The 24,249-nt window shown below is 52.8% G+C and carries 26 protein-coding genes and 2 tRNA genes; 19 read left to right on the forward strand and 9 right to left on the reverse strand.

The window, feature by feature from the left end:
- Window positions 1-19: 19 nt before the first annotated feature.
- From VV088_RS08010 to VV088_RS08020, 3 genes are read right to left on the reverse strand one after another with little or no spacing between them, the layout of a single operon-like run.
- On the reverse strand, window positions 20-559 hold the full coding sequence (locus VV088_RS08010) for a hypothetical protein (protein WP_334600183.1): 540 nt from the start codon (window positions 557-559) through the stop codon (window positions 20-22).
- The gene (locus VV088_RS08015; protein ID WP_334600184.1) at window positions 549-1,445 is read right to left on the reverse strand and encodes a radical SAM protein; all 897 of its coding nucleotides are present in this window, start codon (window positions 1,443-1,445) and stop codon (window positions 549-551) included. The genes VV088_RS08010 and VV088_RS08015 overlap by 11 nt, the downstream gene beginning before the upstream one ends.
- Entirely contained in the window at window positions 1,442-1,804 is a 363-nt protein-coding gene (locus VV088_RS08020) for a DUF6017 domain-containing protein (RefSeq protein ID WP_334600185.1), read from the reverse strand. The genes VV088_RS08015 and VV088_RS08020 overlap by 4 nt, the downstream gene beginning before the upstream one ends.
- 382 nt (window positions 1,805-2,186) lie before the next feature.
- On the opposite strand from VV088_RS08020, the gene VV088_RS08025 reads away from it, so the two are divergent.
- Both VV088_RS08025 and VV088_RS08030 read left to right on the forward strand, forming a co-directional pair.
- A complete protein-coding gene (locus tag VV088_RS08025) occupies window positions 2,187-2,612 on the forward strand; it encodes an HTH domain-containing protein (RefSeq protein ID WP_334599158.1) in 426 nt (141 codons plus the stop codon).
- Window positions 2,609-3,631, forward strand: coding sequence for an IS3 family transposase (locus tag VV088_RS08030; protein ID WP_334600186.1), 1,023 nt, complete (start codon window positions 2,609-2,611; stop codon window positions 3,629-3,631). The genes VV088_RS08025 and VV088_RS08030 overlap by 4 nt, the downstream gene beginning before the upstream one ends.
- Window positions 3,632-3,728: 97 nt before the next feature.
- On the opposite strand, the gene VV088_RS08035 is transcribed toward VV088_RS08030, so the two are convergent.
- Complete coding sequence (locus VV088_RS08035; protein ID WP_334600187.1) at window positions 3,729-4,187, reverse strand: replication initiator protein A; 459 nt, start codon at window positions 4,185-4,187, stop codon at window positions 3,729-3,731.
- A gap of 518 nt (window positions 4,188-4,705) precedes the next feature.
- Here VV088_RS08035 and VV088_RS08040 point away from each other — a divergent pair.
- The 3 genes from VV088_RS08040 to VV088_RS08050 are packed head-to-tail and all read left to right on the forward strand — an operon-like array spanning window position 4,706 to window position 9,352.
- Complete coding sequence (locus VV088_RS08040; protein ID WP_334600188.1) at window positions 4,706-5,950, forward strand: ATP-binding protein; 1,245 nt, start codon at window positions 4,706-4,708, stop codon at window positions 5,948-5,950.
- Between the two features lie 23 nt (window positions 5,951-5,973).
- Entirely contained in the window at window positions 5,974-8,442 is a 2,469-nt protein-coding gene (locus tag VV088_RS08045; RefSeq protein WP_334600189.1) for a hypothetical protein, read from the forward strand.
- Complete coding sequence (locus VV088_RS08050) at window positions 8,426-9,352, forward strand: hypothetical protein (RefSeq protein ID WP_334600190.1); 927 nt, start codon at window positions 8,426-8,428, stop codon at window positions 9,350-9,352. The genes VV088_RS08045 and VV088_RS08050 overlap by 17 nt, the downstream gene beginning before the upstream one ends.
- 201 nt (window positions 9,353-9,553) lie before the next feature.
- Here the strand turns inward: VV088_RS08050 and VV088_RS08055 are convergent, their stop codons facing one another.
- Window positions 9,554-10,021 (reverse strand): sigma-70 family RNA polymerase sigma factor, encoded by a 468-nt coding sequence (locus tag VV088_RS08055; RefSeq protein WP_334600191.1) that lies wholly within the window; start codon window positions 10,019-10,021, stop codon window positions 9,554-9,556.
- A 169-nt stretch (window positions 10,022-10,190) separates the two neighbouring features.
- Here VV088_RS08055 and VV088_RS08060 point away from each other — a divergent pair, with 169 nt between their 5' ends.
- The 11 genes from VV088_RS08060 (at window position 10,191) to VV088_RS08110 (ending at window position 18,901) form a co-directional block, all read left to right on the forward strand.
- The gene (locus VV088_RS08060) at window positions 10,191-10,856 is read left to right on the forward strand and encodes a response regulator transcription factor (RefSeq protein ID WP_334600192.1); all 666 of its coding nucleotides are present in this window, start codon (window positions 10,191-10,193) and stop codon (window positions 10,854-10,856) included.
- Window positions 10,853-11,950, forward strand: a complete 1,098-nt coding sequence (locus tag VV088_RS08065; RefSeq protein WP_334600193.1) for a sensor histidine kinase — start codon at window positions 10,853-10,855, stop codon at window positions 11,948-11,950. Before VV088_RS08060 ends, VV088_RS08065 begins: the two co-directional genes overlap by 4 nt.
- Before the next feature lie 135 nt (window positions 11,951-12,085).
- A complete protein-coding gene (locus tag VV088_RS08070) occupies window positions 12,086-13,522 on the forward strand; it encodes an ABC transporter permease (protein WP_334600194.1) in 1,437 nt (478 codons plus the stop codon).
- A 13-nt stretch (window positions 13,523-13,535) separates the two neighbouring features.
- Window positions 13,536-14,171 carry an ABC transporter ATP-binding protein gene (locus VV088_RS08075; protein WP_334600195.1) on the forward strand — a complete coding sequence of 212 codons (636 nt, stop codon included), beginning with the start codon at window positions 13,536-13,538 and terminating at the stop codon, window positions 14,169-14,171.
- Window positions 14,171-14,434: a hypothetical protein gene (locus VV088_RS08080; protein WP_334600196.1), complete on the forward strand. Its 264-nt coding sequence runs from the start codon at window positions 14,171-14,173 to the stop codon at window positions 14,432-14,434. Before VV088_RS08075 ends, VV088_RS08080 begins: the two co-directional genes overlap by 1 nt.
- 426 nt (window positions 14,435-14,860) lie before the next feature.
- On the forward strand, window positions 14,861-15,331 hold the full coding sequence (locus VV088_RS08085; protein WP_334600197.1) for a low molecular weight protein-tyrosine-phosphatase: 471 nt from the start codon (window positions 14,861-14,863) through the stop codon (window positions 15,329-15,331).
- A gap of 97 nt (window positions 15,332-15,428) precedes the next feature.
- Window positions 15,429-16,028, forward strand: coding sequence for a TlpA disulfide reductase family protein (locus tag VV088_RS08090; RefSeq protein ID WP_300692157.1), 600 nt, complete (start codon window positions 15,429-15,431; stop codon window positions 16,026-16,028).
- Entirely contained in the window at window positions 16,006-16,158 is a 153-nt protein-coding gene (locus VV088_RS08095) for a CD1871A family CXXC motif-containing protein (RefSeq protein WP_300692155.1), read from the forward strand. The genes VV088_RS08090 and VV088_RS08095 overlap by 23 nt, the downstream gene beginning before the upstream one ends.
- Window positions 16,159-16,161: 3 nt before the next feature.
- Entirely contained in the window at window positions 16,162-17,010 is an 849-nt protein-coding gene (locus VV088_RS08100; RefSeq protein WP_334600198.1) for a 4Fe-4S binding protein, read from the forward strand.
- A 90-nt stretch (window positions 17,011-17,100) separates the two neighbouring features.
- Window positions 17,101-17,295 (forward strand): hypothetical protein, encoded by a 195-nt coding sequence (locus VV088_RS08105; protein ID WP_334600199.1) that lies wholly within the window; start codon window positions 17,101-17,103, stop codon window positions 17,293-17,295.
- Window positions 17,270-18,901, forward strand: coding sequence for a recombinase family protein (locus tag VV088_RS08110; RefSeq protein WP_334600200.1), 1,632 nt, complete (start codon window positions 17,270-17,272; stop codon window positions 18,899-18,901). The genes VV088_RS08105 and VV088_RS08110 overlap by 26 nt, the downstream gene beginning before the upstream one ends.
- Here the strand turns inward: VV088_RS08110 and VV088_RS08115 are convergent.
- Complete coding sequence (locus tag VV088_RS08115) at window positions 18,888-19,094, reverse strand: sporulation sigma factor SigK (RefSeq protein WP_334600201.1); 207 nt, start codon at window positions 19,092-19,094, stop codon at window positions 18,888-18,890. The two genes, VV088_RS08110 and VV088_RS08115, sit on opposite strands and share 14 nt — an antisense overlap.
- 116 nt (window positions 19,095-19,210) lie before the next feature.
- The gene (locus VV088_RS08120; protein ID WP_334600202.1) at window positions 19,211-21,160 is read right to left on the reverse strand and encodes an InlB B-repeat-containing protein; all 1,950 of its coding nucleotides are present in this window, start codon (window positions 21,158-21,160) and stop codon (window positions 19,211-19,213) included.
- A 293-nt stretch (window positions 21,161-21,453) separates the two neighbouring features.
- On the opposite strand from VV088_RS08120, the gene VV088_RS08125 reads away from it, so the two are divergent.
- Window positions 21,454-21,529, forward strand: a tRNA-Ala gene (locus tag VV088_RS08125).
- Window positions 21,530-21,557: 28 nt separating this feature from the next.
- Window positions 21,558-21,633 (forward strand) — tRNA-Ala (locus tag VV088_RS08130).
- A gap of 71 nt (window positions 21,634-21,704) precedes the next feature.
- On the opposite strand, the gene VV088_RS08135 is transcribed toward VV088_RS08130, so the two are convergent.
- A complete protein-coding gene (locus VV088_RS08135; protein ID WP_325222853.1) occupies window positions 21,705-22,190 on the reverse strand; it encodes a hypothetical protein in 486 nt (161 codons plus the stop codon).
- Between the two features lie 5 nt (window positions 22,191-22,195).
- Window positions 22,196-22,588, reverse strand: coding sequence for a DUF4430 domain-containing protein (locus VV088_RS08140; protein WP_334600203.1), 393 nt, complete (start codon window positions 22,586-22,588; stop codon window positions 22,196-22,198).
- Between the two features lie 156 nt (window positions 22,589-22,744).
- Between VV088_RS08140 and cobA the strand changes: the two genes are divergently transcribed.
- On the forward strand, window positions 22,745-24,235 hold the full coding sequence (gene cobA / locus VV088_RS08145) for a uroporphyrinogen-III C-methyltransferase (protein WP_334600204.1): 1,491 nt from the start codon (window positions 22,745-22,747) through the stop codon (window positions 24,233-24,235).
- Window positions 24,236-24,249 lie beyond the last annotated feature (14 nt).

A 24,249-nucleotide genomic window follows, 5' to 3' on the forward strand; every position in this document is an offset into this window, starting at 1 on the left:
CACGGGCTGGTGCTTTCCCCTATGCCTCGTCCTCTGTGTGCGGAAACACCTCCGACAGCAAATCAAGGCAGTCCTTAGAGGAATATCCCCACAGGATGGAACTGAGGGCCTCTACCGCCTGCTCACGTTTGCGGTAATAAGTTGTGCGGCCGATATCCCGGATGTAGGGCTGGAGCTGCTCAATGATGGCGTTGATATTCTCCACCTGCTGTGGGGAGAGAAAGGTGTAGTACAAAATCCAGTAGTACGCCTCGCCATTCTTGTGCTTCGTCCGCAAGAGCTCCACCGCGCTGTTCACCAGCGCCAGCATCTTCCGGCTCCGCTCGATGCAGCGGGCGTGGTTCTCAATCTGCGTCCCGCTCAAATCGGCGCCGGCCATGTAGACGGACTCCAGAAAGTCATCCACGCTGCTGCCGTACTCGCACTCAAATTCTTTCTTCAACTGCTGGACGGACAGCTCCATGCTCCAAACCACATCCCGGTATTTCTTCAGTAGCCGCCAAGTATCATGATAGCGGGGATCCTGCTCCACGCTCTTTTGCAACTTCTTATATGCCATTTTTGGTCCTCCTGTCCTCACAATAATCATTCCACGAGCAGCTATTAAACGCTGCCTTGTTGTTGACCCAGCGGGCAAACCGCCGCTGTTCCTCTGTCGGCTCCCCGCCGTCATAGTCCCGGTACGGCTGTGCAAAAGGCGTTACGCCCATACCTCGCAGGGTCTCCACCCGCTGGTGAGCATCTGCTACGTCCTGAACCAGCACATAGGCCCATAGCCGGGATTTTGCAACCCCGGCTTCTTTGAGATATGCCGCTGCCTGTTCCACCACAGGGAGCATGGCGTTGGTATCACAGGACATCCGCACAAAACGAATCCAGCGGAGTCTAGCCAGTAGCTTGGCCGTCTCCGGTGTAATCAATCGGGCGTCTAAACCCTGATTGAAGTCCACCCAAATTTTCTGACCGCCCATGCGATCGATCTGCTCCAGTCCGAAGTCGGAGGCCAGCACATTGTTGTCCAGAAAGATGATCTCCCGGCTGTCCGGGCGTTTGATTTGCTCCCAGGCAGACGCTGGATGGATATATCCCTCTTTGCGGGGAACTATGCACCAGGGGCAGATGCGAATACAACCCCGGGTCAAGAAGCCGATAGCCCTTGTGTAGTTCGGATAAATGCTGTAATCCGGGGCTGTAGCCTCCACTTCCGGAGGCAGGGAGCGGTAGTCCTTATAGCCCGTCCCGCCGGTGATGACCTCACCGGCGTTGATTACGGTGGAAAAGTCCGGCGTAAATGTGAACACCTTTGACAGATACACCCGGTCGTAGTGTTCAAAGCCGCTCCACCACTCCACGGTATCCCCACGCGCCTTGTGCCAGGCGGACAACCGCATAAGGGCCAGGTTCGGGAACTCATGTCCGTCTACCTCAACCAAACCAATTCTCACGGCATCACCTCCTGGGCCATATCGTGAGCGACCTGGGATGCGTAATACTGGCCGATGGTTACAGGGGCGTTGTAGAGCGCCGACAGCGTATAGGCCCGGATGTTCCCGACCTGCGTGGTGTTGTTTCGCAGACACTCCATCACATACTCGATGTGCATCTTGTCCAGTTTCAGAAGCCGGCTGCGGACAACATCGGCTGGCACGTCCTCCTGATTGACCCGGATGGTTTCCCGCCCGGTACAGCAGGTCTCCACCATCAGTTCCACATAGCAATCGATCAGGTCACGCTCGTAGGGGTTCTCCTGGAGCAGCAGGTCATAAGAGATGTTTTCACAGATCAACTCCCTGTACGCATCCATCTGACCCATCCTATCCCGCTGCGGCCGCGTGCGCCGAGAGTGCGAGGGCAATAAGGGGGCAGGGGGATAGATAGAAGACTCAGTATCACTCAATTCAGTATCATTCATATCAGTCTTATTAGTGTCGGGTTTTGCGAAGTCTTGACCTCGCTGTTGCCGAAGTCTTGACTTCGGTTTTTCAGAAGTCAAGACTTCTAAACTGTACCCAAGATTATGGACAGCAGGAAAAATGGCGACCCAGGTTGGTGGACAGGTTAAAAAGTAAGGACGTACCCTAAAAGTGGACGAAACAAGTAATGAAAGAAAAGGGATATAGGACAAGAGTATGTTCTAAGGGTAGGGCTGTGTGATAAAATGAGGCCAATAGAAAGGGGCATCACACATGGCACGGAAAATGTTTACCCAAGAGCAGGTGCGGGTTATGGCAGAAAATCCATACACGCTCCATGTGTCCACCACGCAGATCACCTTCACAAACGCATTCAAGGAAGAATTCTGGCGGAGATACCAGGAAGGGGATACACCCAGAACGATTATGTACGATTTGGGCTATGATCCGGAGGTACTCGGGAGGAATCGTCTCAGCGGCATCCAGAACGTAGTGTGCAAGCAGGCGGTTTCAGCGAAAGGGTTCCATGAGCGGCCGCAGCGCAGGCGCGGAGAGGGGTCTGCTGAAGGCGGAGACACAACTACCCAGGCTCAGCTGCGGCAGATGCAGCACCGGCTGAAATATCTGGAGCAGGAGGTGGAATTTCTAAAAAAAATATCCTCTGCCAGAGGTGGACGAAAGCAAGGGCCGCGGCCATGAACGAGGCTTCCACCATCTTTTCCCTGATCCACCAGACGTTATCCAACAGTGAGAACGAACTATCTGTATCCATGATGTGCCAGACAGCGGGGGTTTCCAGGTCCGGCTACTATGCGTGGTTAAACGCCGCTTCGGCCAGGCAGGTGCGGGAAGCACAGGATCGCGCTGATTTTGAGCTGGTTTTGGAGGCATACAACCGGCGGAGATATTCCAAAGGGGCGCGGGGCATCTATATGTGCCTTATCCACAATACTCCGCCGGTGGTTATGAACCTGAAAAAGATACGCCGGTTGATGAAAAAATACGGCTTGCAATGTCCGATTCGGAGGGCAAACCCTTACCGCAAAATGAAAAACGCAATGAAAACGAATCATTATGCGCCTAACCTTTTAGACCGTGAATTTGAGAGCTATGGCCCCCGGCTTGTGCTCCTCACGGACATTACTTATATCCCCTGGGGTGGGTCGTTCCTCTACCTCTGTGTGATCATGGACGCCTATACAAAGCAGGTGCTTTCCTATACCCTCAGTCCATCCTTGGATGTTGACTTTGTGCTGGACGCGGTGGATATTTTGATGCGGGAACATGGCGTCTCGCTCCATGCAGAGACCGTGATCCACAGCGACCAGGGCTGCCATTATACCAGCTGCAAATTTATTGAACTCGTTGAACACAACGAGCTTCGCCGCTCTATGTCCCGCAAAGGAAACTGCTGGGACAATGCGCCACAGGAGAGCTTCTTCGGGCATATGAAAGATTTGATTGACTTGACGGGCGATCCCTCTTTTGATGAGGTAAAGGCGATCATTGACGATTATATGTCGTATTACAACAACGAGAGGTATCAATGGGATTTGGCAAAGCTCTCTCCCAACGAATATTTCTCCTTTGTCACTACCGGCATTTATCCTCTTGATCTCCCCAGCAAACCCTCGCCGCCTGAAATCTCTAAAACCCCCAATGAGCTTGGTGCGCACACTTTGGAGCCAGAGATAGTTTCTGATCCTTTAATTAGGTGACAAATAGTTGAGATTCATTCAGCCTGCTGTCCTTTTTGATGTCTGTCCAAATTTTGGGGTGTCTATTTCTTATTTTGTCCTTGACTAAGGGTACACTTTATTCCGCTTCCCCCCGAAGTCCAGACTTCGGAAATTCAGAAGTCTGGGCAGGCGGCGCCAACGGAGTAGCTGGAGATAACTGTTCCGGCTCTGGTGGCAGAGTAAAATTCATGACGTATATCCGCGTGGGCTTTCCCTGCCCCTGCTTGCGGCGCTCGATCAGCCCGATCCCATTGGGCTTGTCCAGTTCCTTAAACAGCCGTATGACTTTATCCTTGCCGCTGTCCAGCATCTCAACAGCATCCTCCAGAGTAAAGTAGATATAAACCTTTCCGTCCTTGTCCAGCCAGCCGTTACGGACAGACAGTCCCATACGGTCCAGCATCAGCCCATACAGCACCTTGGCTTCCATAGAAACCCCCTTGAACCGCCGGTCTGTGAACAAAGTCTTGGGAATCCGATAGAAACTGTACTGCTCGGCTTCATTGCCGTAAAAGTAATCCAGTTCCAGTGACATGGTTGACCTCTCCTTTTCGTCTCAAAACGAAAAAGCCCCCTTGACGGATGAAAAATCCGTCAGGGGGCTCGCTTCGAGAAAAATGGACATAATAAAAAGTGCCACCCGAAAACTGACATCAATCGTCAATTTTCGGGTGGTAAATGGTTTTCGAGCATACTATATGGTGCTTGTCCGGTGAAAACCCAACCAGCGGCGGAATATATGGTCTTTCGACTGTCACCTCCTGTCGTATCAAAGCTGTCATAGGTGGACTAAATCAGCGTAACCGCTTGTGCGACAAGGGCTTGCTGGTTTACCCCTATTATGGCACAGCCGTTCCCAAGTATATATTGAATAATTTCTTTCAAGTAACAAATCAGCAAGAATGAAAAGTTTTTAATATTGATGTAATAAACTTGATTTTTGGGAATAATTGTGGTAAGATAACTCAAAAGGTGGTGGACATAGTGCAAAAAGTCACATTAAAAAAACGTGATCTTTATCTAAAGCGGATAACTGCGTTTCAGGATACGGAGATGATTAAGGTCATCACCGGTATTCGACGCTGTGGTAAGTCCAGTCTCATGAAATTGATGGCCCAGCACTTACGAGAAACCGGTATTGGCCAAGAGCAGATACTGGAAATGAACTTTGAGTCTATGAGCTTTCCTGATATGGACGTCAGGGGTCTTTACGAATATGTAAAGGTTCGTATCCTGCCTGGCAAGCGGATGTACCTGTTCTTTGACGAGGTGCAACGAATCACTGGGTGGGAAAATGCAGTCAACTCTTTCCGTGTAGATTTTGATTGTGACATTTATATCACCGGCTCCAACGCTTATTTGCTGTCCTCTGAACTGTCCACCTATCTTTCAGGACGCTATGTTGAAATCAAGATGCTCCCCCTTTCTTTCAGAGAATTTCTGGATTTTCATGGGTACACGGTGACGGAGAAGAAGTCTCCCACCGGAACGCTGAAACGCCGAATCACCGATCAGGACGGTGATATTTATGATGAGCGGGAGTTGTTCAACGAATATGCCCGGTTCGGCGGGATGCCCATGCTGGCGGATGTGGGACTGGAAATCGACCGCGTAACTGCCGCTTTGGACGGCGTGTATTCCGCCGCTGTCGTCAACGACATTCTGGAGCGGGAAAAGCGCAAGGGGCGTCGAACCATCACCGACCCCATTCTGCTCCGGAAAATCATTATGTTCCTGGCGGATAACATTGGTAACAACGTGTCCGCGACCTCTATCGGCAACACGCTAGTCAATGAGGGTCTGTTGGAAGAAAAAGGCCGCAGGAAACCTGCGGTGCATACCATTCAAACCTATATTGAGGCATTGTTGGAGGCGTATATCTTTTACGAAATCAAGCGGTTCGATATCAAAGGTCGGGAGTATCTGCGGACGCTGGGCAAGTATTATATCGTGGATATGGGCCTGCGGAACTATCTGCTGGGTTACCGCGATGGGGACAGTGGACACATTCTGGAGAATATCGTCTATTTTGAGTTGTTGCGGCAAGGATACGATGTTGCTATTGGAAAAATCGACAACCAGGAAGTGGACTTTATCGCTACCAAGGCAGATGAGAAGAAGTATATCCAAGTGACTGAAAATATGAATGCGCCGGAGACACGTGAGAGAGAATTAACTCCGTTGCGGAAAATTCGAGATAACTATGAGAAATTGGTAATTACGCTGGATTGTGATTTATCGCAGACACAGGATGGGATTAAAATTTTAAAAGTACTGGATTTTCTGCAATCACGGTAGAACTTCGGATAAAGAGGTATGAAATGAATACAAGACTATACTGGATTGCACGGCAACATATACTAAACTTCATTTTTGGAATAAAGAAAACCCTCTTCCAAATATTTGAGAGAACAGACTATGCCGGGCAAACACTGTCGCTTCGTTTAAGCATCTTGAAAACAGTTTTAGTTCAAGTAGTCCATGGCCTAATTATCACATGGCTTATTATGAAGATAGACCATATCTTGTTGGAAAAAGTTAATATTGAAAGTCTCGATTCTGACATGTTTAAAGATATAGTTTTAGGCGGAATGGGAATTGCGGGTGTTATCTTAGGCCTTTATTGTGCCAATATTGCATCTATTTTCTCTGCAAAATATGCAAATGTGCCTAAAAGTTTATCGGATACCTTTAGAAATGATATTATTACCAATAGTTGCATAAAGCAGATCATTGGATATATCGTAATCTGTATTATTTTGTTATTTGAATGCATTATAGGTATCAAACTGTGTTTATTTTCGATTCTCGCATTATTGTTCTTAACAATTCGTATGGTTGTTGCCTTTAGTATTACCGGAAATAGAACTTATGCTCTATCAGATGTTTTTCAATTGGCAAATTCGCACTATAGAAAGATTACGACTTCCATAAAGAAAATGTCAAGGCAGAAACTCTTTTCAAAGGATATTAACTTTCAAAATCACTTTCAAAAGATTTGCGGATACAATCTGTCCGCGTTACTGGATATCGCAAAATATAGTAGTGACATACCAAAAACGCAGAACTCCGCAATGCGGGAATTCATGGTAAACAATCTATTACTTGTCAATTACTATTGGAAAATAAAACCATCCATTTATTACAATTCACATTGGTTTAGGGTTATAGCTAATTATAAACAATGGCATTACGCATCAGATTCTGAAATTGAGATGGCAACAAAAACTGGAACCTTCTTGACCGCAGGTACAGAACGGGATATTTGGTGGTTCGAAGATGAAGTTTTGCAAGTTAATCACCTGTGTCTTGAAAAACTACTTAAGGATTGCGATTTTGAATCTATTGGAGAATATTTGATTCAATTATCCTCAATTTCTAGGCTTTCTGTTAATGTTGGAGCAGTTGCTTATTTGGTTTGGCATCTTACCAAAGTCCAAAATTTAATTTTAGCAACGATAGTTAAAATTCCTGACGATATGAAAAAAGAAAATGAAGAAATTGTTTCATCAATAGTAGATACTTTGTGTTGCACATTCATGAGCATCATCATTGGGATAATCACCAACTTTCCAAACTTTGATTTAGAAAAAGAATTTCAGAAGGCCAAAGATATAAAAAAATATTCCAATTGCAAATTTAGGGAGAATAAATATCTCAACAATATAGATTGCGAAAGGATGTATCGACATATTGAAGCAGAGTATGCAATAGAACGAAAAAAAATAACTCCTGACTGGTTCATAGAGCAAACTGTTACATATCAGATTTATAAAAGTTTTGGTGAACTAATTGATACAATGGAAAAGATTTTTGCCGAAATATTCAAAGTGGGGAAACAATTGTTTGGTGATAAATATATATATTCTGCTGCAGTAATATTTTCTCGCTGTGTCGAAATGGACTCAAAATGCCAAATCGTTATATCTTGGTTTCAAAGTGTTATTCCCACATTGGAAAAGAAACACTTCGAACCAAGTATTGTATGGGAAAAAGTATCTTTGGAGCATTTAAAAGAAGAGCTTTATTCAATTGAAACTGATGTACCAACCTATTTAGCAAAATGTTGTGGATTATTTGCTTTAAACCATTGGGAAAATCGAGAAAAAAGTCCAGATTTCTTAGGTTTCTGTTATAATCACTTATGTGAGCATCTATTAAGAGCAATCGAAAATGATGATATTAAAAAATTTTCTGCAATATACACAGAATTTTTTGGTGTAGTATTATTATACCAAGAATACGTGCGTACCAGTGTGATTAAACGCAAAGAAGAATATATGCAAAATATTATATTTCACGTTTTATCAGCTCCCTTTGTTGAATATGGAATTATAAGTGGTTTAGCGATAATTTGGGGAGAGTTTACTGAAAATATTGCTTGGAAAACTCTTATAAAAGATGTACTCAAGGACTTTATTGATGAGGAACCAGAGAAGCATAGGAAAATAATACTATCAGTTACAAAATGCGTGGAAATGCGCAGGCACGGAATAATAGGGATTGGAAATAGAGATGTACTTCAAACTGGTTGGGAAATGCGCATCGCAAGTTCTATGAGGCAAAATGGAAAGTTTCAGATAGAGTATCATCCGTTTGGGGCCGAGGTGCTAAAAACAAATAGCAAACTCTTATTAGCTTTCATTGGAAGGCTCTTTAATTCACATGTGCAACTTAATAATTCTGAAGATGTTTATTTTGTGACGTGTGTTAATCGATATTTGCCGGATGATCAGAAATATAAAAGTCAAAGCGGTTGGGAGGATGAATTGAATGAATCAGAGACTTGACGACTATAATTCATCCCAAAGAAGTCCGAGAGTTCCCTGTATTCAGTTGCAATTAAGGAAGCCTAAGACTGGAATGTACAGCTATATGTTTCTTGAGGATTTTTGTTCAAGCTTTTCCATTGCCTTGGCTCCTCGTCCGTTAAGCCGAGGACAAGATTTTTACAGGATTAGTCCGTCAGGAGATTTATTAAAATCGCTTTTATGTTTTGAAGATGATCAATTTCTGAAATATGATATGGATAAACTTTTGACCGATATTACACAAGCTTTGATTTCTTTTGGAAAAGCATACCTCGAGATCATAACTTGGCGGGATGCAGAAGGAATAATAAAGGGTATTTCATTTGCATTAGTAAAGCCTGTTGGTGTACTTAAAGGAATAAATAGAACCCTGTTTGTTTCAATTCAATTTGATAAAAAGTTTAAACTATACCATATTGAAAATCGAAATTTGATTATATTGCGGCTGAAGGACCTGGGTTACTCTCGGCATTCGTTTAGGAATTTCCTACGAAAAATTAACAAGTGTGATTTTACCAATGTCAGCGAAATGAGTTTATATCCACAGAAAACCGGCTTCAACTTTAGCAGATACAAAAGTAAAAGTGAATTTGCACTTTTAAAGGCGACCAAAAGTGTATATTGGTATGGTAGAGATGGTAAGAATCAATATATGGGTGAAAGCTATTTGCTTTATCGTGCTGCAAGATTTACGATGTTGCGGAAAAAATTCCTAATCTATATAATTCAGCAAATAAACAAGGGCTTGCAAAATCACAAACAGGAAATTGGGTTTAATGGTGAACTTGCTATTGACTGTGAAGAGATCGATTATATGAAGGAATTTGAAAGGCTTTGGACAGGGGAAATCAATACAACCCAATTGAGCAAGTTAGTGTTTAGAATTTAAGATAGAGAAAACAATATAGTATTTAGGTAAAATGGTATTTTTACATATCTTGATAAATCGTATTTTGGAGTTACATATTTTGATGAATGGCCGCCCATCTCCCTAAAATTTTCTACCATTTACAATAACTGCGGTGCTACCCAAAATATCCAATGCCCGGATAAACCCTTGCATGACAAGGCTTTCCGGGCATCGTTTACATTAAGCGCGGCGGGATACATAGGACCGGCTGATACCACACTGACCAGCGATTTCCCGCTGGGTGCGGGGCGGTTTGTCATCCAGACCGTAGCGCATGGTGATGATCATCCGCTCCCGGGGCGTCAGGCAGGTATGGACACACTGCCGGACCTTGACGCAGGCATCTCGAGTATCCAAGTCCTCCAGCATGTGGTCGTCCACTGCAATCACATCCATAAGAGACAGCGTCCCTCCATCCCCCGCCGCCTCCAGAGTCTCTGTGAGGGATACCTCCCCTTGAAGCTTCCGCTGGGACCTGAAATGCATCAAAATCTCATTCTCAATGCACCGGCTGGCGTAGGTGGCCAAGCGCACATTTTTATCCGCCTTGAATGTGGAGATCCCCTTGATCAGTCCAATCGTGCCAATGGAAATTAGATCATCCTGATCACCGGTTTGGGCGTAGTATTTTTTCAACGGAGGAAGCAAAAGGAAACACTCTGGAACGCCCTCCAGGCGGAGGTTTTTCCAGAGTCAGGAAGCAAAATCGCATGCAGTGTTTCCCCCATATTGCGCACCCAAAAGCTCAAAAATTTACTGTCATTTCATACCTATTCCACATTCCAGTGCTATACTACCCCGAAAAGGGGGGACTACGATGGCAACACTACTAATTGTTGAGGATGACCGCAAGACCAACGATGCGATTTGTGAATACCTAAAGCCCGCAGGCCACAAGGTGATCCCGGCTTACGACGGCGGGGCGGCGTTACAGCTTTTTCGTGAGAACAGCATTGACCTTGTTGTGCTGGACATTATGCTGCCCCATGTCAGCGGGCTGTCCGTCCTGCATGAGATACGGCGGACAAGTACAACGCCCGTTCTGATGCTTACAGCTATCGAGGACGAATACACCCAAGTCAGAAGTTTCGACGAGCAGGCTGACGACTACATGACAAAGCCCTTTTCCATGGTATTGCTGGGGAGGCGGATTACCGCCCTCCTGCGGCGGAGCGGGCAGGCCCCGCTCCCCCAAACGATAACCTTTGGGGATGTGACGGTTGACTTCTCCGGCTACACCGCCAGCGACAGCGCCGGGAAAATCGACATCATGCCCAAGGAACTTGATCTGCTCCGGCTGCTGGTGGAGCATAGGGGGCTGGTGCTGACCCGTTCACAGATTTTGGACGAGCTGTGGGGCGCTGACTATCCAATCATTGACCGAACCGTGGACACCTACATCAAAAATCTGCGGAAAAAGCTGCGGCTTGACTGTATCGTGACAGTCAAGGGTATCGGTTATAAATACGAGGTACAGCCATGAAACGACTAAACCTGTTTCCCAAGATATTTCTCTACACTATGAGCATCATGCTCCTTGTCGTTGTTGTCACGCATGGGCTGATCTACCTGCTTGCCCCACAGATGCAGCTTGCATTGAGTACCCAAGATGATGTCGTTATCAGCATCCGGCAGGAGCAATTCGTGACTGAGGCAGTAGAAAAAGCCCTGCCCATCTCGTTAAGCTGTTCCCTGCTGATCTCCATTGTCTGCTCCCTCCTGTTCTCCAAAGCGATTGCCGACCCCATCAAGAAAATTTCTGCGTCAACCGGGCAGATGATGAAATTAGACCACGGGGCAAGCTGTCCGATTCATACAAAGGATGAAATTGGTACGCTGGCGCAGAACGTCAATGATCTGTATTCCAATCTGCTATCCACGATTGAACATTTAGAGCGGGAAAAGGACGCTGTGCGGGATATGGAGCGGGCCAAGGTTGACTTCCTGCGGGCGGCGTCCCATGAACTGAAAACCCCTGTGACCGCATTGAACGCAACTCTGGAAAATATGATTTTAGGCGTTGGGAAGTATCAGGACTACGCTGCCTATCTCCCGGAGTGCAAGGAAATGGTAGAGCAGCTTTCCGGGATGATACATGAAATTTTGGAAACCTCCAAGCTGAATTTGACCGCCGAACCGCCAAAGCAGGTTGATGTGTCTGAACTGCTGGCGGAACTGTGCGAACCCTACCAGCTGATTGCGGCGGCACATCAAATTACATTCTCTCTTGACCTGCCGGAGCAGTTTTCCGCTGTGCTGCCTGTCGGCCCGTTCAGCAAGGCGGTATCAAACGTTCTTGCAAACGCTGTCGCTTATACAGAGGCCGGGAAAAGTGTTTCCGTCTACATGGAGGGGCGCAGCCTTGTGGTCGAAAACGAGTGCAAGCCTATCCCTGACGATGAAATCCGCCGTCTGTTTGAACCATTTTACCGTCCAGACTTTTCCCGGAGCCGGGAGAGTGGAGGCAACGGCCTGGGCCTTTATATCGTGGACACACTTTTGACCTCTATGGACGTTCCCTATTCTTTTAAGCCGATGAAATCCCCGCCTGGGATGTGTTTTACCATTCAGCTATAAATGCGGAAAACTCCCCGGCCGGGGAGTTTTTCGTTTCTGCCTGAATTCCATATACGTTTCATACCCATTCCACATTGGGGTGTTATTCTACGGGTGCGTTCGGAAGAACAGCACAACAATATGGAGGTATCGACCATGAGCATTTTCAAGAGGGCGTTTTTATACGTCACGCGAAAACGGGGGAAAACACTTCTCCTGTTCGCCATCCTGCTGATTATGGCAACCTTTGTCCTGACGGGCCTCTCCATCTGGAACGCGTCGGAGGCCGCGCAGCTTGACCTGCGGCAAAGCTTGGGCGGAAAATTTGACGTTTTTGTGGATTGGAGCAGCAGCCCCTATGTAGTGAAAGAACCCGTCAAAGACGAGGTGGACGAGGAAACCGGAAAGACATCAAACAGCTTTCTCATGTACTCCACCGTACAGTTTACCCCGGAGAACATTGCCGCCATCAAAGGCGTTCCCGGCGTAAAGTATTGCAGCGCAAGGCAGAGCAATCTTCTCCCATTTGACGGGCTTTCCCTGTTCCCCGGAACGATCTCAACCGATGCAAAATATCAGGGATATACAAAGGCCCTGGGCGTCTGCAACACGGAAGATGATGAACTTTTCACCACCGGCACACTGACGCTGGCAGAGGGACGGCATATTACCACCGACGATACCCATGTGACGATCATCAGCCAGGACTTGGCGGAAAGAAACGAGTTGAAGATCGGGGACTATCTCACCGCCCACAGTTACAGCGTGGAAGATCAGGGCTTTACCGGGCCGGAAATCAGGGTACAGATTATTGGACTGTTTACCCCTCATGCGGTGGAGCAGTTTGGGGAAACTGTCACCACCTACGACAAAATCCAGAACCGAGTATTTGTGGATTTGCAGTCCTCAAAAGAATTTGACGGCGGAGAAATCAACTACGGCTTTTCCGCGCTCCACGTTACCATAGACGACCCGCAGGACATGGCGCGGGTGGTGGCCGAAGTCAAGGCCCTGCCGGGAATTGACTGGAAAGCCTTTACCGTGGAGGTGGACAATGAAACCTATGAAAATGCCGCCGCACCGCTGGCTACGCTGAATGAATTGGTCGTGACCCTGCTGGTGGTGATTATCGTTGTCAGCGCCATCATTCTGGCCTTGATCCTGACCCTCTGGACAAAGACCCGTATTCACGAAATCGGCGTGTTCTTGTCCGTGGGTATCAGAAAGTCGGCCATCATCGGCCAGTATTTGATCGAGGTGCTGCTGATCGCCGTCCTCGCCTTTGGCCTGTCCTACTTCACCAGCAACGCCATAGCGGGGCAGATTGGCAACCACCTGTTGGAGCAGAGTATGCAGACCGGGCCGGAGGACGATAACGATGTTGTTTCCGTTGCCGCCTCTGTTGAGATAGGCGCGGATAATCTCGTGCAAAAGCCCTTACCCACTGAAAACGGCATCCAGGTATCGGTTGGGCTGGATAACCTTGCCCAGCTCTACTTGATCGGATTTGCCATCATCATTGTGGCGGTCAGCGCATCGTCTATCACGGTCATGCGGCTGAAACCCCGTGAAATTCTGTCGAAAATGAGCTGAAGGAGGTACGATCATGCCTACGCTGGAATTGAAACATGTTTCTTACGCCTACGAAAAGGGCAAAGCGGTTTTGCAGAACGTCAGCGGGTCGCTGGAAACCGGGAAGCTGTACGCCATCCTCGGCCCGTCCGGGTCGGGCAAGACCACGCTGCTGTCCCTGCTGGGCGGGCTGGATGTGCCGACACAGGGCAAAATCCTGTTTGACGGCGAGGACATTGCGGCAAAGGGCCTGGAACACCACCGCAGGAACCATATCTCGCTGATTTTCCAGAGCTACAACCTGATCGACTACATGACGCCCATTGAAAATGTCCGGCTTACTGCCAAGCTGGACGCCGCCTCCATTCTGGAACGGCTGGGGCTGAAGCAGGACGAAATCATCCGGAATGTGCTGAAACTGTCCGGCGGACAGCAGCAGCGGGTGGCGATTGCCCGGGCACTGGCCTCCGATGCCCCGGTCATTCTGGCGGACGAGCCCACCGGGAACCTGGACGCCGGTACTGCCGAGGAAATCACGGCGGTTCTGAAAGAGAGCGCCCATGCGTTCGGGAAATGCGTGGTGGTCGTGACCCACGACCGCGAGGTGGCAAAGCAGGCAGATGTGGTGCTGGAAATCAAACGGGGACATTGGAAAGAGAGGGAAATGTGATGAGAAATTTAATGATGATGGTAGTCTGCGTTCTGGTCTGCTTCTCGTTGTTCACTGGCTGTACCAATCAGAAAGGAAGCGGCGAACAGGACACAAATTTGGAAAACTCCGTGGAAATAGATGATACAGATATTGCAAGCGACACCGAACCGGGGCTGGACACTGCGGACGGTTCCGACAATACAGCCTTACCCGACGGCTTTACCTACAGCTTCCGCGACCCGGACCATGCGGACGGTATTGTAGTCACGCCGAGGGAGTAAAAAATTCCCGTTTCACACAGGCTCCGCATCGGCTTTATATGGGTTCCACATGGCGGCGGTACTTTGGTAAAAAGCGCCGTGCTTTACAAAAAGTTTCGGTAAGACATTTTAATATGGAAATCATGCCTCGGCTATGGTATAATATGATTATATCCTGCCGAGGCTCTTTTCGCAGAAAGGAGCCTGGACGTGAGCGCAAACCGCTGCCTCCCCGGGCTTTGAGGACGCGCAGGCGGAGCTGGAACGGGTTGCCGGCGGCAGGCAGCAAAACGGGATAAGCCCCCTTGATTTAAGAACGTTCCTACTGCTTTCGGGGGCAAAACTGTGCTATTTTATGCCGGGATACGCCAAGAGAATGAGCAGAAGAAACTGCCGCAAAACACCTGCAAGGCCCGGAATATCAATACATTCAAGAGGTTTCAGGATATGACAAGAATACTTTTCGTCTGCCACGGCAACATTTGCAGAAGTCCCATGGCTGAGTTCGTCATGAAGGACCTGGTCAAAAAGGCGGGGCTGGAGGACCAGTTCCATATTGAGTCCGCCGCCACCAGCACCGAGGAGATTGGCAACCCGGTCTATCCCCCGGCCCGCCGCAAGCTGGCAGAGCACGGCATCGACTGCACCGGCAAGACGGCCCGCCAATTGAAAAAAGCGGATTACAATCAGTACGATTTTCTGGTCGGAATGGACCATGCCAACCTGCGGAATATGCACCGCATCTGCGGCGGCGATCACGCAGGCAGGATGCACCTGCTGATGGAGTTCACCGGCCGTCCCGGCGAGGTGGACGATCCCTGGTACACAGGGGACTTCGAAACCACCTGGCAGGATGTGCTGGCCGGGTGCAGGGGGCTGCTGCAGGCGGCAATAGACGCCGGTCCGGAGCAGCAATGACGTAGCCCCCCCTCTCGGCTCCAGGCTGACGGGGGCGGTATCTGCAGAACTGGCCACAGGGAGGGCTGAGAGACTCCCATGATTGGAGGAATGTTTCATGCATAAACGTTATCACATAGTGTCAGGACTGCTCATACTGCTGCTGGTCCTGTTGTGCGGCTGCGCCAAAACAGACGGCGAGTCCCCTGATCTGGCCGGTCCTGCTGTGGGGACGGCCAATGAACCGCCCGCCCAAAGCGAGCCGCAGTCCGAGGAGGAATCCGCCCCCATCTTCATCACCTTTGAGGGGATGGACCTGGAGGGAAACACCATCTCGGAGGATGTATTCCTCCAGTCCAAGCTCACCATGGTCAACGTGTGGGCGACCTACTGCGGCCCCTGCCTGAACGAGATGCCGGGGCTTGGGGAACTGGCGGCGGAGCATGACCGGGCGGAGTTTCAGATCATCGGCATTGTCAGCGATGTGAGAGAGGGCGAGGACCCGTCCCTCGTGGAGGAGCTGGTCCAGCAGACGGGCGCGGACTACCCCCATCTGCTGGCCAACGCTTCCATCGACCAGGCGTTCCTGGCTGGGGTGAGCGGCGTGCCCACCACCTTCTTTTTTGACGGAGAAGGGGCCTATCTGGGCGGCATCGTCGGCGCTGCGGACAAATCCACCTGGGAGGAACTGATCCATGAACTTTTGGAAGAAGCGTAACCCACATCGCTGGACCTTGGGTGTGCTGGCCGGAGCGGTTTTTCTCCTGATCGGGGCCGCTCAGGGACAGCTCGAGAGCATTTGGAGAAAGGCAGTGATGATCTGCCTGGAGTGCATTGGGATCGGGTGACCTATGAAACGACTGCGACTGGTGGTACAGCTGCTGTTTACCATTGTGACAAACGGCTATCTGTACGGCTTTCTCAACGGAAAAATCTACCGCGGCCCCCTGAAGTACGCCTGTGTCCCAGGGCTGAACTGCTACTCCTGTCCGGGGGCCGTCGCCTCCTGTCCCATCGGAGCCCTGCAGGCCCTGCTGAACCAGCGGGGATTTCAGGTCCCCTTCGCCGCACTGGGCTTTTTCTTCCTGTTCGGCAGCCTGCTGGGACGCTTTGTCTGCGGCTGGCTGTGTCCCTTCGGGCTGGTCCAGGATCTCTTGCATCAGATCCCCATCTTCCAAAAGAAAAAGCGCCTGCCCGGCCACCATATCCTGAAGTACGGGAAATATGCGGTACTGGTCCTTCTGGTGTGCGCCGGCTCCATGTTTCTGTTCGGGGGATTTGTGAAGGTTCCCGCCTTCTGCAAATATCTGTGCCCGTCCGGTACCCTGCTGGGCGCTCTGCCCCTGTTGGGCGCAAATGAGTCCCTTCGGAGCCAGGCCGGCGGCCTGTTTTTCTGGAAGCTGGGACTCTTGCTCGGCATTGTACTGCTGTCCATGAAGGTTTACCGCCCCTTCTGCCAGTATCTGTGCCCGCTGGGGGCCATCTACGGCTGGTTCAACCGGTTCAGCCTGGTGCAGATCCACTGGGAGCAGGACCGGTGCGTCTCCTGCATGGCCTGTGAACGGGCCTGTCCAGCTGCACTCTCCCGGCCGGAAATCTCCCGCTCTCCGGAGTGCATCCGGTGCGGCAAATGTGTGGACGCCTGTCCCCAGAAGTGCCTGCATATTTCCGGCGAACAAGCGCAAACGCTTAACCCTTGAGGAACGATCCCCAAACAAATGCCGGGCGGAGCTTGTCCGCCCGGCATGTTTTGTGTTCAGCAGCATATCCATGAAGCGAGGTGATGCAGCTTGGAACACGCACAGAGAGAGCTGGCCGGCGTTCTGCTGGACCATATCCGGTCCCTTGGCCTGATATCCAATGCCGTCTACCTGGGGGCGATGGACCGGGTGTATTCCGCAGCAGATTTTCCGGAGTTTTTCCGGTATCCTGTGTGCCCGGCAAAGGAGGCGGGGGTGCATGAATGTACTTCAGGTGCGCCGTGAACTGCGGGACGGCAAGACCATCTTCGACCTGCCCCTGCGGGTGACCTTCTACGCCCGGGTCTCCACCGACAAGGACGAGCAGATCAACAGCCTGGAAAATCAGGTGCAGTATTACACCGAGCTGATCCAGAGCAAACAGCACTGGACCTTTGTACCAGGATACATCGATGAGGGCATCAGCGGAACCAGTACCAAAAAGCGGGACAGCTTCCTGCGGATGATACAGGACGCCAAAGCGGGGCGGTTTGACTTCATCATCACCAAGGAGATCTCCCGCTTTTCCCGTTCCACCCTGGACAGCATCCAGTACACCCAAGAGCTGCTGGAGCACGACGTGGGGGTGCTGTTTCAGAACGACAGCATCAACACCCTGGACAGCGACAGCGAGTTCCGCCTGGTGCTCATGGCCGGGGTGGCCCAGGACGAGGTGCGCAAGCTGTCTGAGCGGCTGAAGTTCGGCTTCCGGCAGGCCATCAAGAACGGCCACGTGCTGGGCAACGACAGGCTGTGGGGCTACGACAAGAAGGACTGCGTGCTCACCATCAACGAAGAGGAGGCCCAGGTGGTGCGGCGGATCTTTGACCTCTATGCCAACCAGCAGATGGGCATCCGGCGCATCTCCCAGACATTGTATGACGAGGGCTTCACCAGCCGGCAGGGCAACGCCTTCAATGTGCTGACCATCCGCCACATTCTCTGCAACCCCAAGTACAAGGGCTGGTACTGCGCCAACAAATCCCAAACCGTGGACTACCGCACCAAACGGAAAATCCTCCTGGACGAGAGCGAGTGGATCATGTACCCGGACCCGTCTGTCCCGGCCATCGTGCCGGAGGAGCTGTGGGACCGGGCCAACGCCCTTTACAAACGGCGCAGCCAGCAGATGATGGCCCATCAGAGCGGGGCCGAGTTCCACAACCGCTACCCCTACAGCGGAAAGGTCATCTGTGAGGAGCACAGCGCCAGCTTCCACCGCCAGGTGCTGAAAAGCGCCAGGGGCAGCAAGGAGGTCTGGCAGTGCCGGGTGTACCGGAACCGGGGGCGGGCGGCCTGCTCCGCGCCTCAGCTCTGCACCGCCGAGCTGGACCAGATCATGGCGCGAATATTTGACCATCTGGTCCAGAACAAACGGGCCGTCATTGACGCTGTGGTGGCGGTCCTTCAGTCCGTTCCCGACGAGCACAACTACATCCAGGATATCCGGCGCATCGAGGAGGACCTGTCCGCCATTCGGGCAAAAAAAGACCGCCTGCTGGAGATGAGCATCGAGGGGGCCGTCTCCACAGCGGAGTTCAAGCAGCGCAACGACGGGTTCAACAAACAGGTCCACGGGTTGGAGGAACGGCTGCGGCAGCTCCAGGCGGAGGCGGAACAGGGAGGGCGGACGGCAGACCGGCTGGAGGAAATCCGCTCCGCCCTGGAGCAGGAGCTTTTGTTCCAAAACGGCGTCAATTCTGCCCTGGTCACCACGATTTTAGAAAAAATCGTGGTCAAACAGGACAGCACCAAGGAGGACCTTCACTTAGACGTCCACCTGAAATCCGGCGGCCCCTGGGGGGTCGTTTTTCACCGGCCAACGTCCTCCTTCCGCTTTATTCCTTGTTAACAATGTGCGCCACCAGACGCAGGTTATGCTCCACCAGGACGTTTCGGGCCTCCAGGTCCCCCTGGGCGCACCGCTCCAGGTATTTTTTCTCCTCCTCTGCCTTCAGCGGACGGGGAAAGGACCCTCCTCCCCCGGACAGGCGCAGCGTAAAAAACAATCCGTTCATCATCAGGTAAATCACAGGCGACAGCATGTTAAACACCTCCACCCTACCTTATTCTGTTCCAGCCCGTCCCTATTCGCTTCTATCCGGCAAAAAAGGCCGCCGGACTCCAAAAGAGTCCGGCGGCCTGTGTGTTCAGCAGCCGTTTACCACATTCCGGTCTGACAGACCCGCATCAGCATCACTGCAAATTCGCCGCGGGTCACCGTTCTGCTGGGGTTTAAATATCCGTCCGCGTCTCCGCTGATAATGCCCCGGTTGACCGCCCACAGCCAGGCGCTCTGCGCGGAGGCCGAGGTGATCAGCTGGCTGTCACGGTACTCGCCCAGATTCCCGGTGACGGATGTGTCGCCGCCCATCAAGAACCAGCACCGGTACAGATACTCCACCACGTTCTGCCGGGTCATCGAGCTGGCGGGAGAGGTCCCTCTGGCCGCGCCGGCCTGAAGCGCCCAGCTGGCAATGCCCCTGTCATCGGTGACCGGAGCGCCCAGCCATTTGGCCATGATCGTCCACATCTGCTGATGGGACACCGGCCCGGTCAGCCAGAAGTTTCCGTCCGCATCAGTGTCCAGATAACCGTTCTGGTAGGCCCACTGGGCCGCCGCATAGGACCAGGAGTACGCCGGGATATCCCACAGCCCGGCGGCGGGACGCCAGGTGAGCGGCGCAAAATAGGGCACAACGGCGGTTGAAGCGGGGGACTCAGGCTCATAGTAGTTGACGTAGGTATGATACGAATACACGGTCTGAAGCCGGAAGCTGGCGGTGACCGTGACGTCAGAGGCGGGCATGGTGAAGGTATACCGCCTTCCGTTCTGAGACAGGGAGAGCAGACGGCCATTGGACCGCTCCACCTCCACCCAGCTTGCCACATAATCGGTGTCCGGGGAGACGATGACCGTCACCCTGGTCCCCGGCTCCGCGTACTGATAGTTTACATAGACGTCGCCGTGCCGGATGTCGGGCGCGATCCAGATCGCGTACTCCTTCCGGGTGTCGTCCGGATTGGTGACGGGCTTCTGCGTCCAGTGGGCATAGATGGTCCCGGCCGCTTCAAACACAGTACTGGTGGTGACCTGCGTCCCTCCGCTTTCCGCCGTGAACCAGCCGTCAAAGGTGTAGCCATCCCGCGTGGGCGTTGGAAGGGTGGTCAGCTTGCCGTCCTTCGTCGTGCCGCTGGACGGACTCACCGTGCCGCCATTGGCGTGGAAGGTGATCGTGAATTCAGAGGGCTGACCGTCGTCATCGCCATCAGAGGTGTCGTCCTTCGCCTCCCACTTGGCGTAGAGGGTGATGTCCCCTGTCACAGGGTCGTCGAAATTCCATGCCTCCGTACAGTTCTCGTCCTTGTACCAGTTGACGAAGGTATATCCCGCTTTCGTAGGGTCTGCCGGCTTTGTCACCTTGCTGCCGCTGGCAACCGAAGCACTGCTGACTTCGGAGCCCCCGTTGCTGTCGAAGGTCACCGTATACTTCGTCTCTGGGGTGTTGACCACCACCTTTACATCCGCCTTGGTGACGGCCAGAACCGTATCATCCGCCGCCAGCCATTTGATCTCTGCGGTCTCTCTCTCCACCGGCCTGATCTTGTTGTCTGTGCTGCTGTCGTATACTTTAATGTAATTGTAAAAGCCGTTCTGGCCTGCATTGTCCAGACCAAGCTCCACAAAATCTCCCGCAGAATCAAACTGAACAGAGGCTTTCACAATGTCCGGAACATCTTCTGGAGCTAAATATTCCATGCCAAACCAAAGCTTGCCTTTATTGTTTGCGTTTTCTAAGATCTGGTAGGTCCCATCACTCTCGCCTGCCTTCACGACCGCTTGCAGCTTGGCCTCATCAATGGTCAGAGTGTAGGCGCCGTCCGCCGGCTGCTCTGACAGCGTCAGGCCAGCTCTCTCGTAAGCTTTACCGTATTCGGCATTCGGAGTGTCGTCCTCTACCCCGTCTCCGCGCACAACGATAACCTGAGTCTCCGGCTGATCTGTGGACGTATCAGATCCTGTCCCGGTATTGGCCCCATCCGCCAGCGCGGAGAACGGCGCCAGCGCCAAGACCAGCGCCAACAGTGCAGATAACGTCTTTTTCCTCATATGATACTCCTCCTAACCACCAAATGGATCAAAAAAAGTCAAAAGCAGATGCTTTCTGACTAAGATTCCAGTTTCCTGTCTATTCCATTATAGCACGGAATCTCAGCTCCCGCAACCATTTTTCTCCGCTCCGTTCCGCAAAAACCTGAGCGGATCTCCCGCACCGCTCCGCCCTCCGCACCGCCCTGCGGAAAGAAAAAGAAATTTTTTGTAAATTAGCCGTTGACAAACGGGCTCATTTCTGCTAAGATATCACTTGCGCTGAACGGAGCGGTCCGTTTCTGCGGTTATCTGGGGGTATAGCTCAGCTGGGAGAGCGCTTGAATGGCATTCAAGAGGTCAGCGGTTCGATCCCGCTTATCTCCACCACACAACTCAATATGTTTTCCGCGTATTCGGGGGTATAGCTCAGCTGGGAGAGCGCTTGAATGGCATTCAAGAGGTCAGCGGTTCGATCCCGCTTATCTCCACCATATGATTGCGGAAAACGCATAAACGCCTGGAAGTGATCATTCCAGGCGTTTTTCTTCCAGGCGGGCCGGCGTCACCCCAGCCTGGACATCCGCTTCCGCAGCGGCACGAACAGCACCAGCGCCAGGACAAAATTCCCGGCGCAATGGAGCAGGTCGTAGGGAATGCCGCTGAGCCACCAGCTCAGCGCGAAGGCCGGTCCGCCGGCAAACAGGTAGACTGGCGCGCACAGCGCCCCAAACAGCAGGCCGAACAGGCCGGACAGCACTGCCCACCCCACCGGAGAGGCCATGTCCCGGACCGTCCAGGCCGCCGCCGCCAAGAGCAGCCAGACATACAGATAATTGACCGACCACAGGTTGATCCCATTCAGCGCAAATTCCAGCAGCACGTAGGTGTAGATTGGATAGACTGCCTTCCGGCCAAAGGAAACGGCGAACAGCATGACCATCAGAGACACCGGCTCGATGTTGGGCAGCCCCATCATCGCCACCTTGGCCCCAAAGGTCATGCCACCCAGCAGTCCAAACAAAACCAGCTCTCTTGTGCGCAGCCTCATGGCCGTCAGCCCATGGTGTAGACCAGGGAGAAGGCGTCGCCATCCGCAATGGGCGTCTGATCCACCCCGGTGCTGGCATAGACGTCCCCCTGATAGAGGGCCCAATAAGCCCCGTCGGTCTCAAAGACGGCCATCTCACCGTCAACCCCCACAATGTACGCGCCGTAGGACCCCTGTTCCACCTGGACCAGCCCCTCCTCCAGAAGGACTTCTCCCAAATACTCCGCAGAGGTCGTGTAAGTAAACATCTTGGAGCTGGCATCCTGATGGACCACCTCCACCGTGATGGTCTTGCTCCCCTCCACAGCCGCGGGACGGGTCATCATATAGAGGACTGCGAAGAGCACCGCCAGCGCGGCCAGTCCCCCCAGGAGCAGCAGGTCTCGTTTTTTGTTCATAGAAGCCTCCATTTCACAGCATCCGCTGCCGGACTGTTTTCCGGCAAACCTTGAACCTGTATGCAAACTGCAAACCGATGCCTGATTATAAACCAGCGGACAATATTTGTCAATGTGCGCCGGGCCGCCGGACTGCATCGGGAAGGGAGTGTCAACATGAAACAACTTGGACGCGTCTATCTGGTGGGCGCCGGCTGCGGAGGTCTGGGGCTGCTGACCCTGCGCGGCGCTGGACTGCTGCGCGCCTGCGACGCGGTGATTTACGACGAGCTGATTGCGGACGAGCTGCTGACCCTGGTCCCGGAGCACGCGGAGCGGCTCTGCATGGGCAAGCGGGCCGGGAGGCCCTCCCCCTCCCAGGAGGAGATCTGCGCCGCGCTGATCGCCCGGGCGCAGGCCGGGAAGCGAGTGGTCCGTCTGAAGGGCGGAGACCCCTTTGTCTTTGGCCGGGGCGGAGAGGAGATGCTCGCCCTGCGCGCCGCTGGCATCCCCTGCGAGGAGGTCCCAGGCATCTCCTCCGCCATCGCCATCCCTGCGGAGGCGGGCATCCCCGTGACCCACCGCGGCCTCAGCCAGAGCGTCCACATCATCACCGCCCACACCGCCGGCGCCGGGGACGGCCTCCCTCCCTGCCTGGAGGACCTGGCCCGGCTGCCGGGGACGCTGGTCTTCCTGATGGGGCTGGGCCGCCTGGAACCGCTGACCCAGCGGCTCATGTCCGCTGGAATGCCGGAACACACTCCGGCGGCGGTGGTCTCCGGCGGTAACGCTCCCCGGCCCATTGCGGTGCGGGGCACGCTGGCGGACCTAACGGAGCGCGTCCGGCAGGCCGGAGTGCAGTCCCCGGCGGTGATCGTGGTAGGCGGCGTATCCGCCTTGGACCTCTCCCCCGCCGCGGACCGGCCCCTGTCAGGCGTCTGCGTCGGGCTGACCGGAACAGAGGCCCTCACCCGGCCCCTGCGGCGGGATTTGGAGGAGCAGGGCGCTCAGGTCTTTGACGCCCTCCCCATGGAGGTGGTGGAGCTGCCCCTGGCATTCGACCTGCGGACCCTGTGCTCCGGACGCCACTGGGTGGTGCTGACCAGCGGCAACGGCGTCCGCCTGTTCTTCCGCCGGCTGGCTCAGGCCGGCATCGACCTGCGGGAGCTGAGCGGATGCCGCTTTGCGGTTATTGGCGCGTCTACCGCCGCGCGGCTGTGGGAACACGGCATCCGGGCCGACCTCTGCCCGGAGCACTACACCAGCCGGGATCTGGCTCAGGCCCTCTGCCGCGCCGCCGGGCCGGACGGCGCGGACTGCCTCCTGTTCCGCTCCCGCCTCGGCTCCCAGGAGCTGGCCCAAAGGCTGGCGGAGCGCTACGCTGTGACGGATATCCCCCTGTACAGCCTCCGCCCCGATCTGCAGTCTGCCGGGCTGGCCCGTCCTCAGCTGAACCAGGCTGGTTATCTGGTCTTTGCCAGCGCAAGCGGGGTCCGGCAGTTCATACAGGTCCACGGAGCGGTCCCGGAGCAGGCGGTCTGCGTCTGCATCGGGGAGGTCACTGCGGAGGCCCTGCGGCAGGTCTGCCCCAAGCCCTTCCTGGTCGCTCCGAACATCTCCGCAGACGGAATTCTCCAGGCCATTCTGGCGCACCAAAGCCAGCCATAAAACAGGACTCCGCC

The organism is Lawsonibacter sp. JLR.KK007 (genome assembly GCF_036941135.1).
Lineage (GTDB): Bacteria > Bacillota > Clostridia > Oscillospirales > Oscillospiraceae > Lawsonibacter.

What these genes read in the sequence shown, in the direction of transcription:
- VV088_RS08025 (WP_334599158.1), top strand. Translation starts at nt 2,187, where the DNA reads ATGGCACGGAAAATGTTTACCCAAGAGCAGGTGCGGGTTATGGCAGAA.
- VV088_RS08115 (WP_334600201.1), bottom strand. Translation starts at nt 19,094, where the DNA reads ATGCTGTCGCCTGTGATTTACCTGATGATGAACGGATTGTTTTTTACG.
- VV088_RS08085 (WP_334600197.1), top strand. Translation starts at nt 14,861, where the DNA reads ATGACAAGAATACTTTTCGTCTGCCACGGCAACATTTGCAGAAGTCCC.
- VV088_RS08010 (WP_334600183.1), bottom strand. Translation starts at nt 559, where the DNA reads ATGGCATATAAGAAGTTGCAAAAGAGCGTGGAGCAGGATCCCCGCTAT.
- VV088_RS08090 (WP_300692157.1), top strand. Translation starts at nt 15,429, where the DNA reads ATGCATAAACGTTATCACATAGTGTCAGGACTGCTCATACTGCTGCTG.
- VV088_RS08095 (WP_300692155.1), top strand. Translation starts at nt 16,006, where the DNA reads ATGAACTTTTGGAAGAAGCGTAACCCACATCGCTGGACCTTGGGTGTG.
- VV088_RS08135 (WP_325222853.1), bottom strand. Translation starts at nt 22,190, where the DNA reads ATGAGGCTGCGCACAAGAGAGCTGGTTTTGTTTGGACTGCTGGGTGGC.
- VV088_RS08040 (WP_334600188.1), top strand. Translation starts at nt 4,706, where the DNA reads ATGATTAAGGTCATCACCGGTATTCGACGCTGTGGTAAGTCCAGTCTC.
- VV088_RS08080 (WP_334600196.1), top strand. Translation starts at nt 14,171, where the DNA reads ATGAGAAATTTAATGATGATGGTAGTCTGCGTTCTGGTCTGCTTCTCG.
- VV088_RS08020 (WP_334600185.1), bottom strand. Translation starts at nt 1,804, where the DNA reads ATGGATGCGTACAGGGAGTTGATCTGTGAAAACATCTCTTATGACCTG.
- VV088_RS08100 (WP_334600198.1), top strand. Translation starts at nt 16,162, where the DNA reads ATGAAACGACTGCGACTGGTGGTACAGCTGCTGTTTACCATTGTGACA.
- VV088_RS08030 (WP_334600186.1), top strand. Translation starts at nt 2,609, where the DNA reads ATGAACGAGGCTTCCACCATCTTTTCCCTGATCCACCAGACGTTATCC.
- VV088_RS08120 (WP_334600202.1), bottom strand. Translation starts at nt 21,160, where the DNA reads ATGAGGAAAAAGACGTTATCTGCACTGTTGGCGCTGGTCTTGGCGCTG.
- VV088_RS08035 (WP_334600187.1), bottom strand. Translation starts at nt 4,187, where the DNA reads ATGTCACTGGAACTGGATTACTTTTACGGCAATGAAGCCGAGCAGTAC.
- cobA (WP_334600204.1), top strand. Translation starts at nt 22,745, where the DNA reads ATGAAACAACTTGGACGCGTCTATCTGGTGGGCGCCGGCTGCGGAGGT.
- VV088_RS08140 (WP_334600203.1), bottom strand. Translation starts at nt 22,588, where the DNA reads ATGAACAAAAAACGAGACCTGCTGCTCCTGGGGGGACTGGCCGCGCTG.
- VV088_RS08060 (WP_334600192.1), top strand. Translation starts at nt 10,191, where the DNA reads ATGGCAACACTACTAATTGTTGAGGATGACCGCAAGACCAACGATGCG.
- VV088_RS08045 (WP_334600189.1), top strand. Translation starts at nt 5,974, where the DNA reads ATGAATACAAGACTATACTGGATTGCACGGCAACATATACTAAACTTC.
- VV088_RS08070 (WP_334600194.1), top strand. Translation starts at nt 12,086, where the DNA reads ATGAGCATTTTCAAGAGGGCGTTTTTATACGTCACGCGAAAACGGGGG.
- VV088_RS08110 (WP_334600200.1), top strand. Translation starts at nt 17,270, where the DNA reads ATGAATGTACTTCAGGTGCGCCGTGAACTGCGGGACGGCAAGACCATC.
- VV088_RS08065 (WP_334600193.1), top strand. Translation starts at nt 10,853, where the DNA reads ATGAAACGACTAAACCTGTTTCCCAAGATATTTCTCTACACTATGAGC.
- VV088_RS08075 (WP_334600195.1), top strand. Translation starts at nt 13,536, where the DNA reads ATGCCTACGCTGGAATTGAAACATGTTTCTTACGCCTACGAAAAGGGC.
- VV088_RS08050 (WP_334600190.1), top strand. Translation starts at nt 8,426, where the DNA reads ATGAATCAGAGACTTGACGACTATAATTCATCCCAAAGAAGTCCGAGA.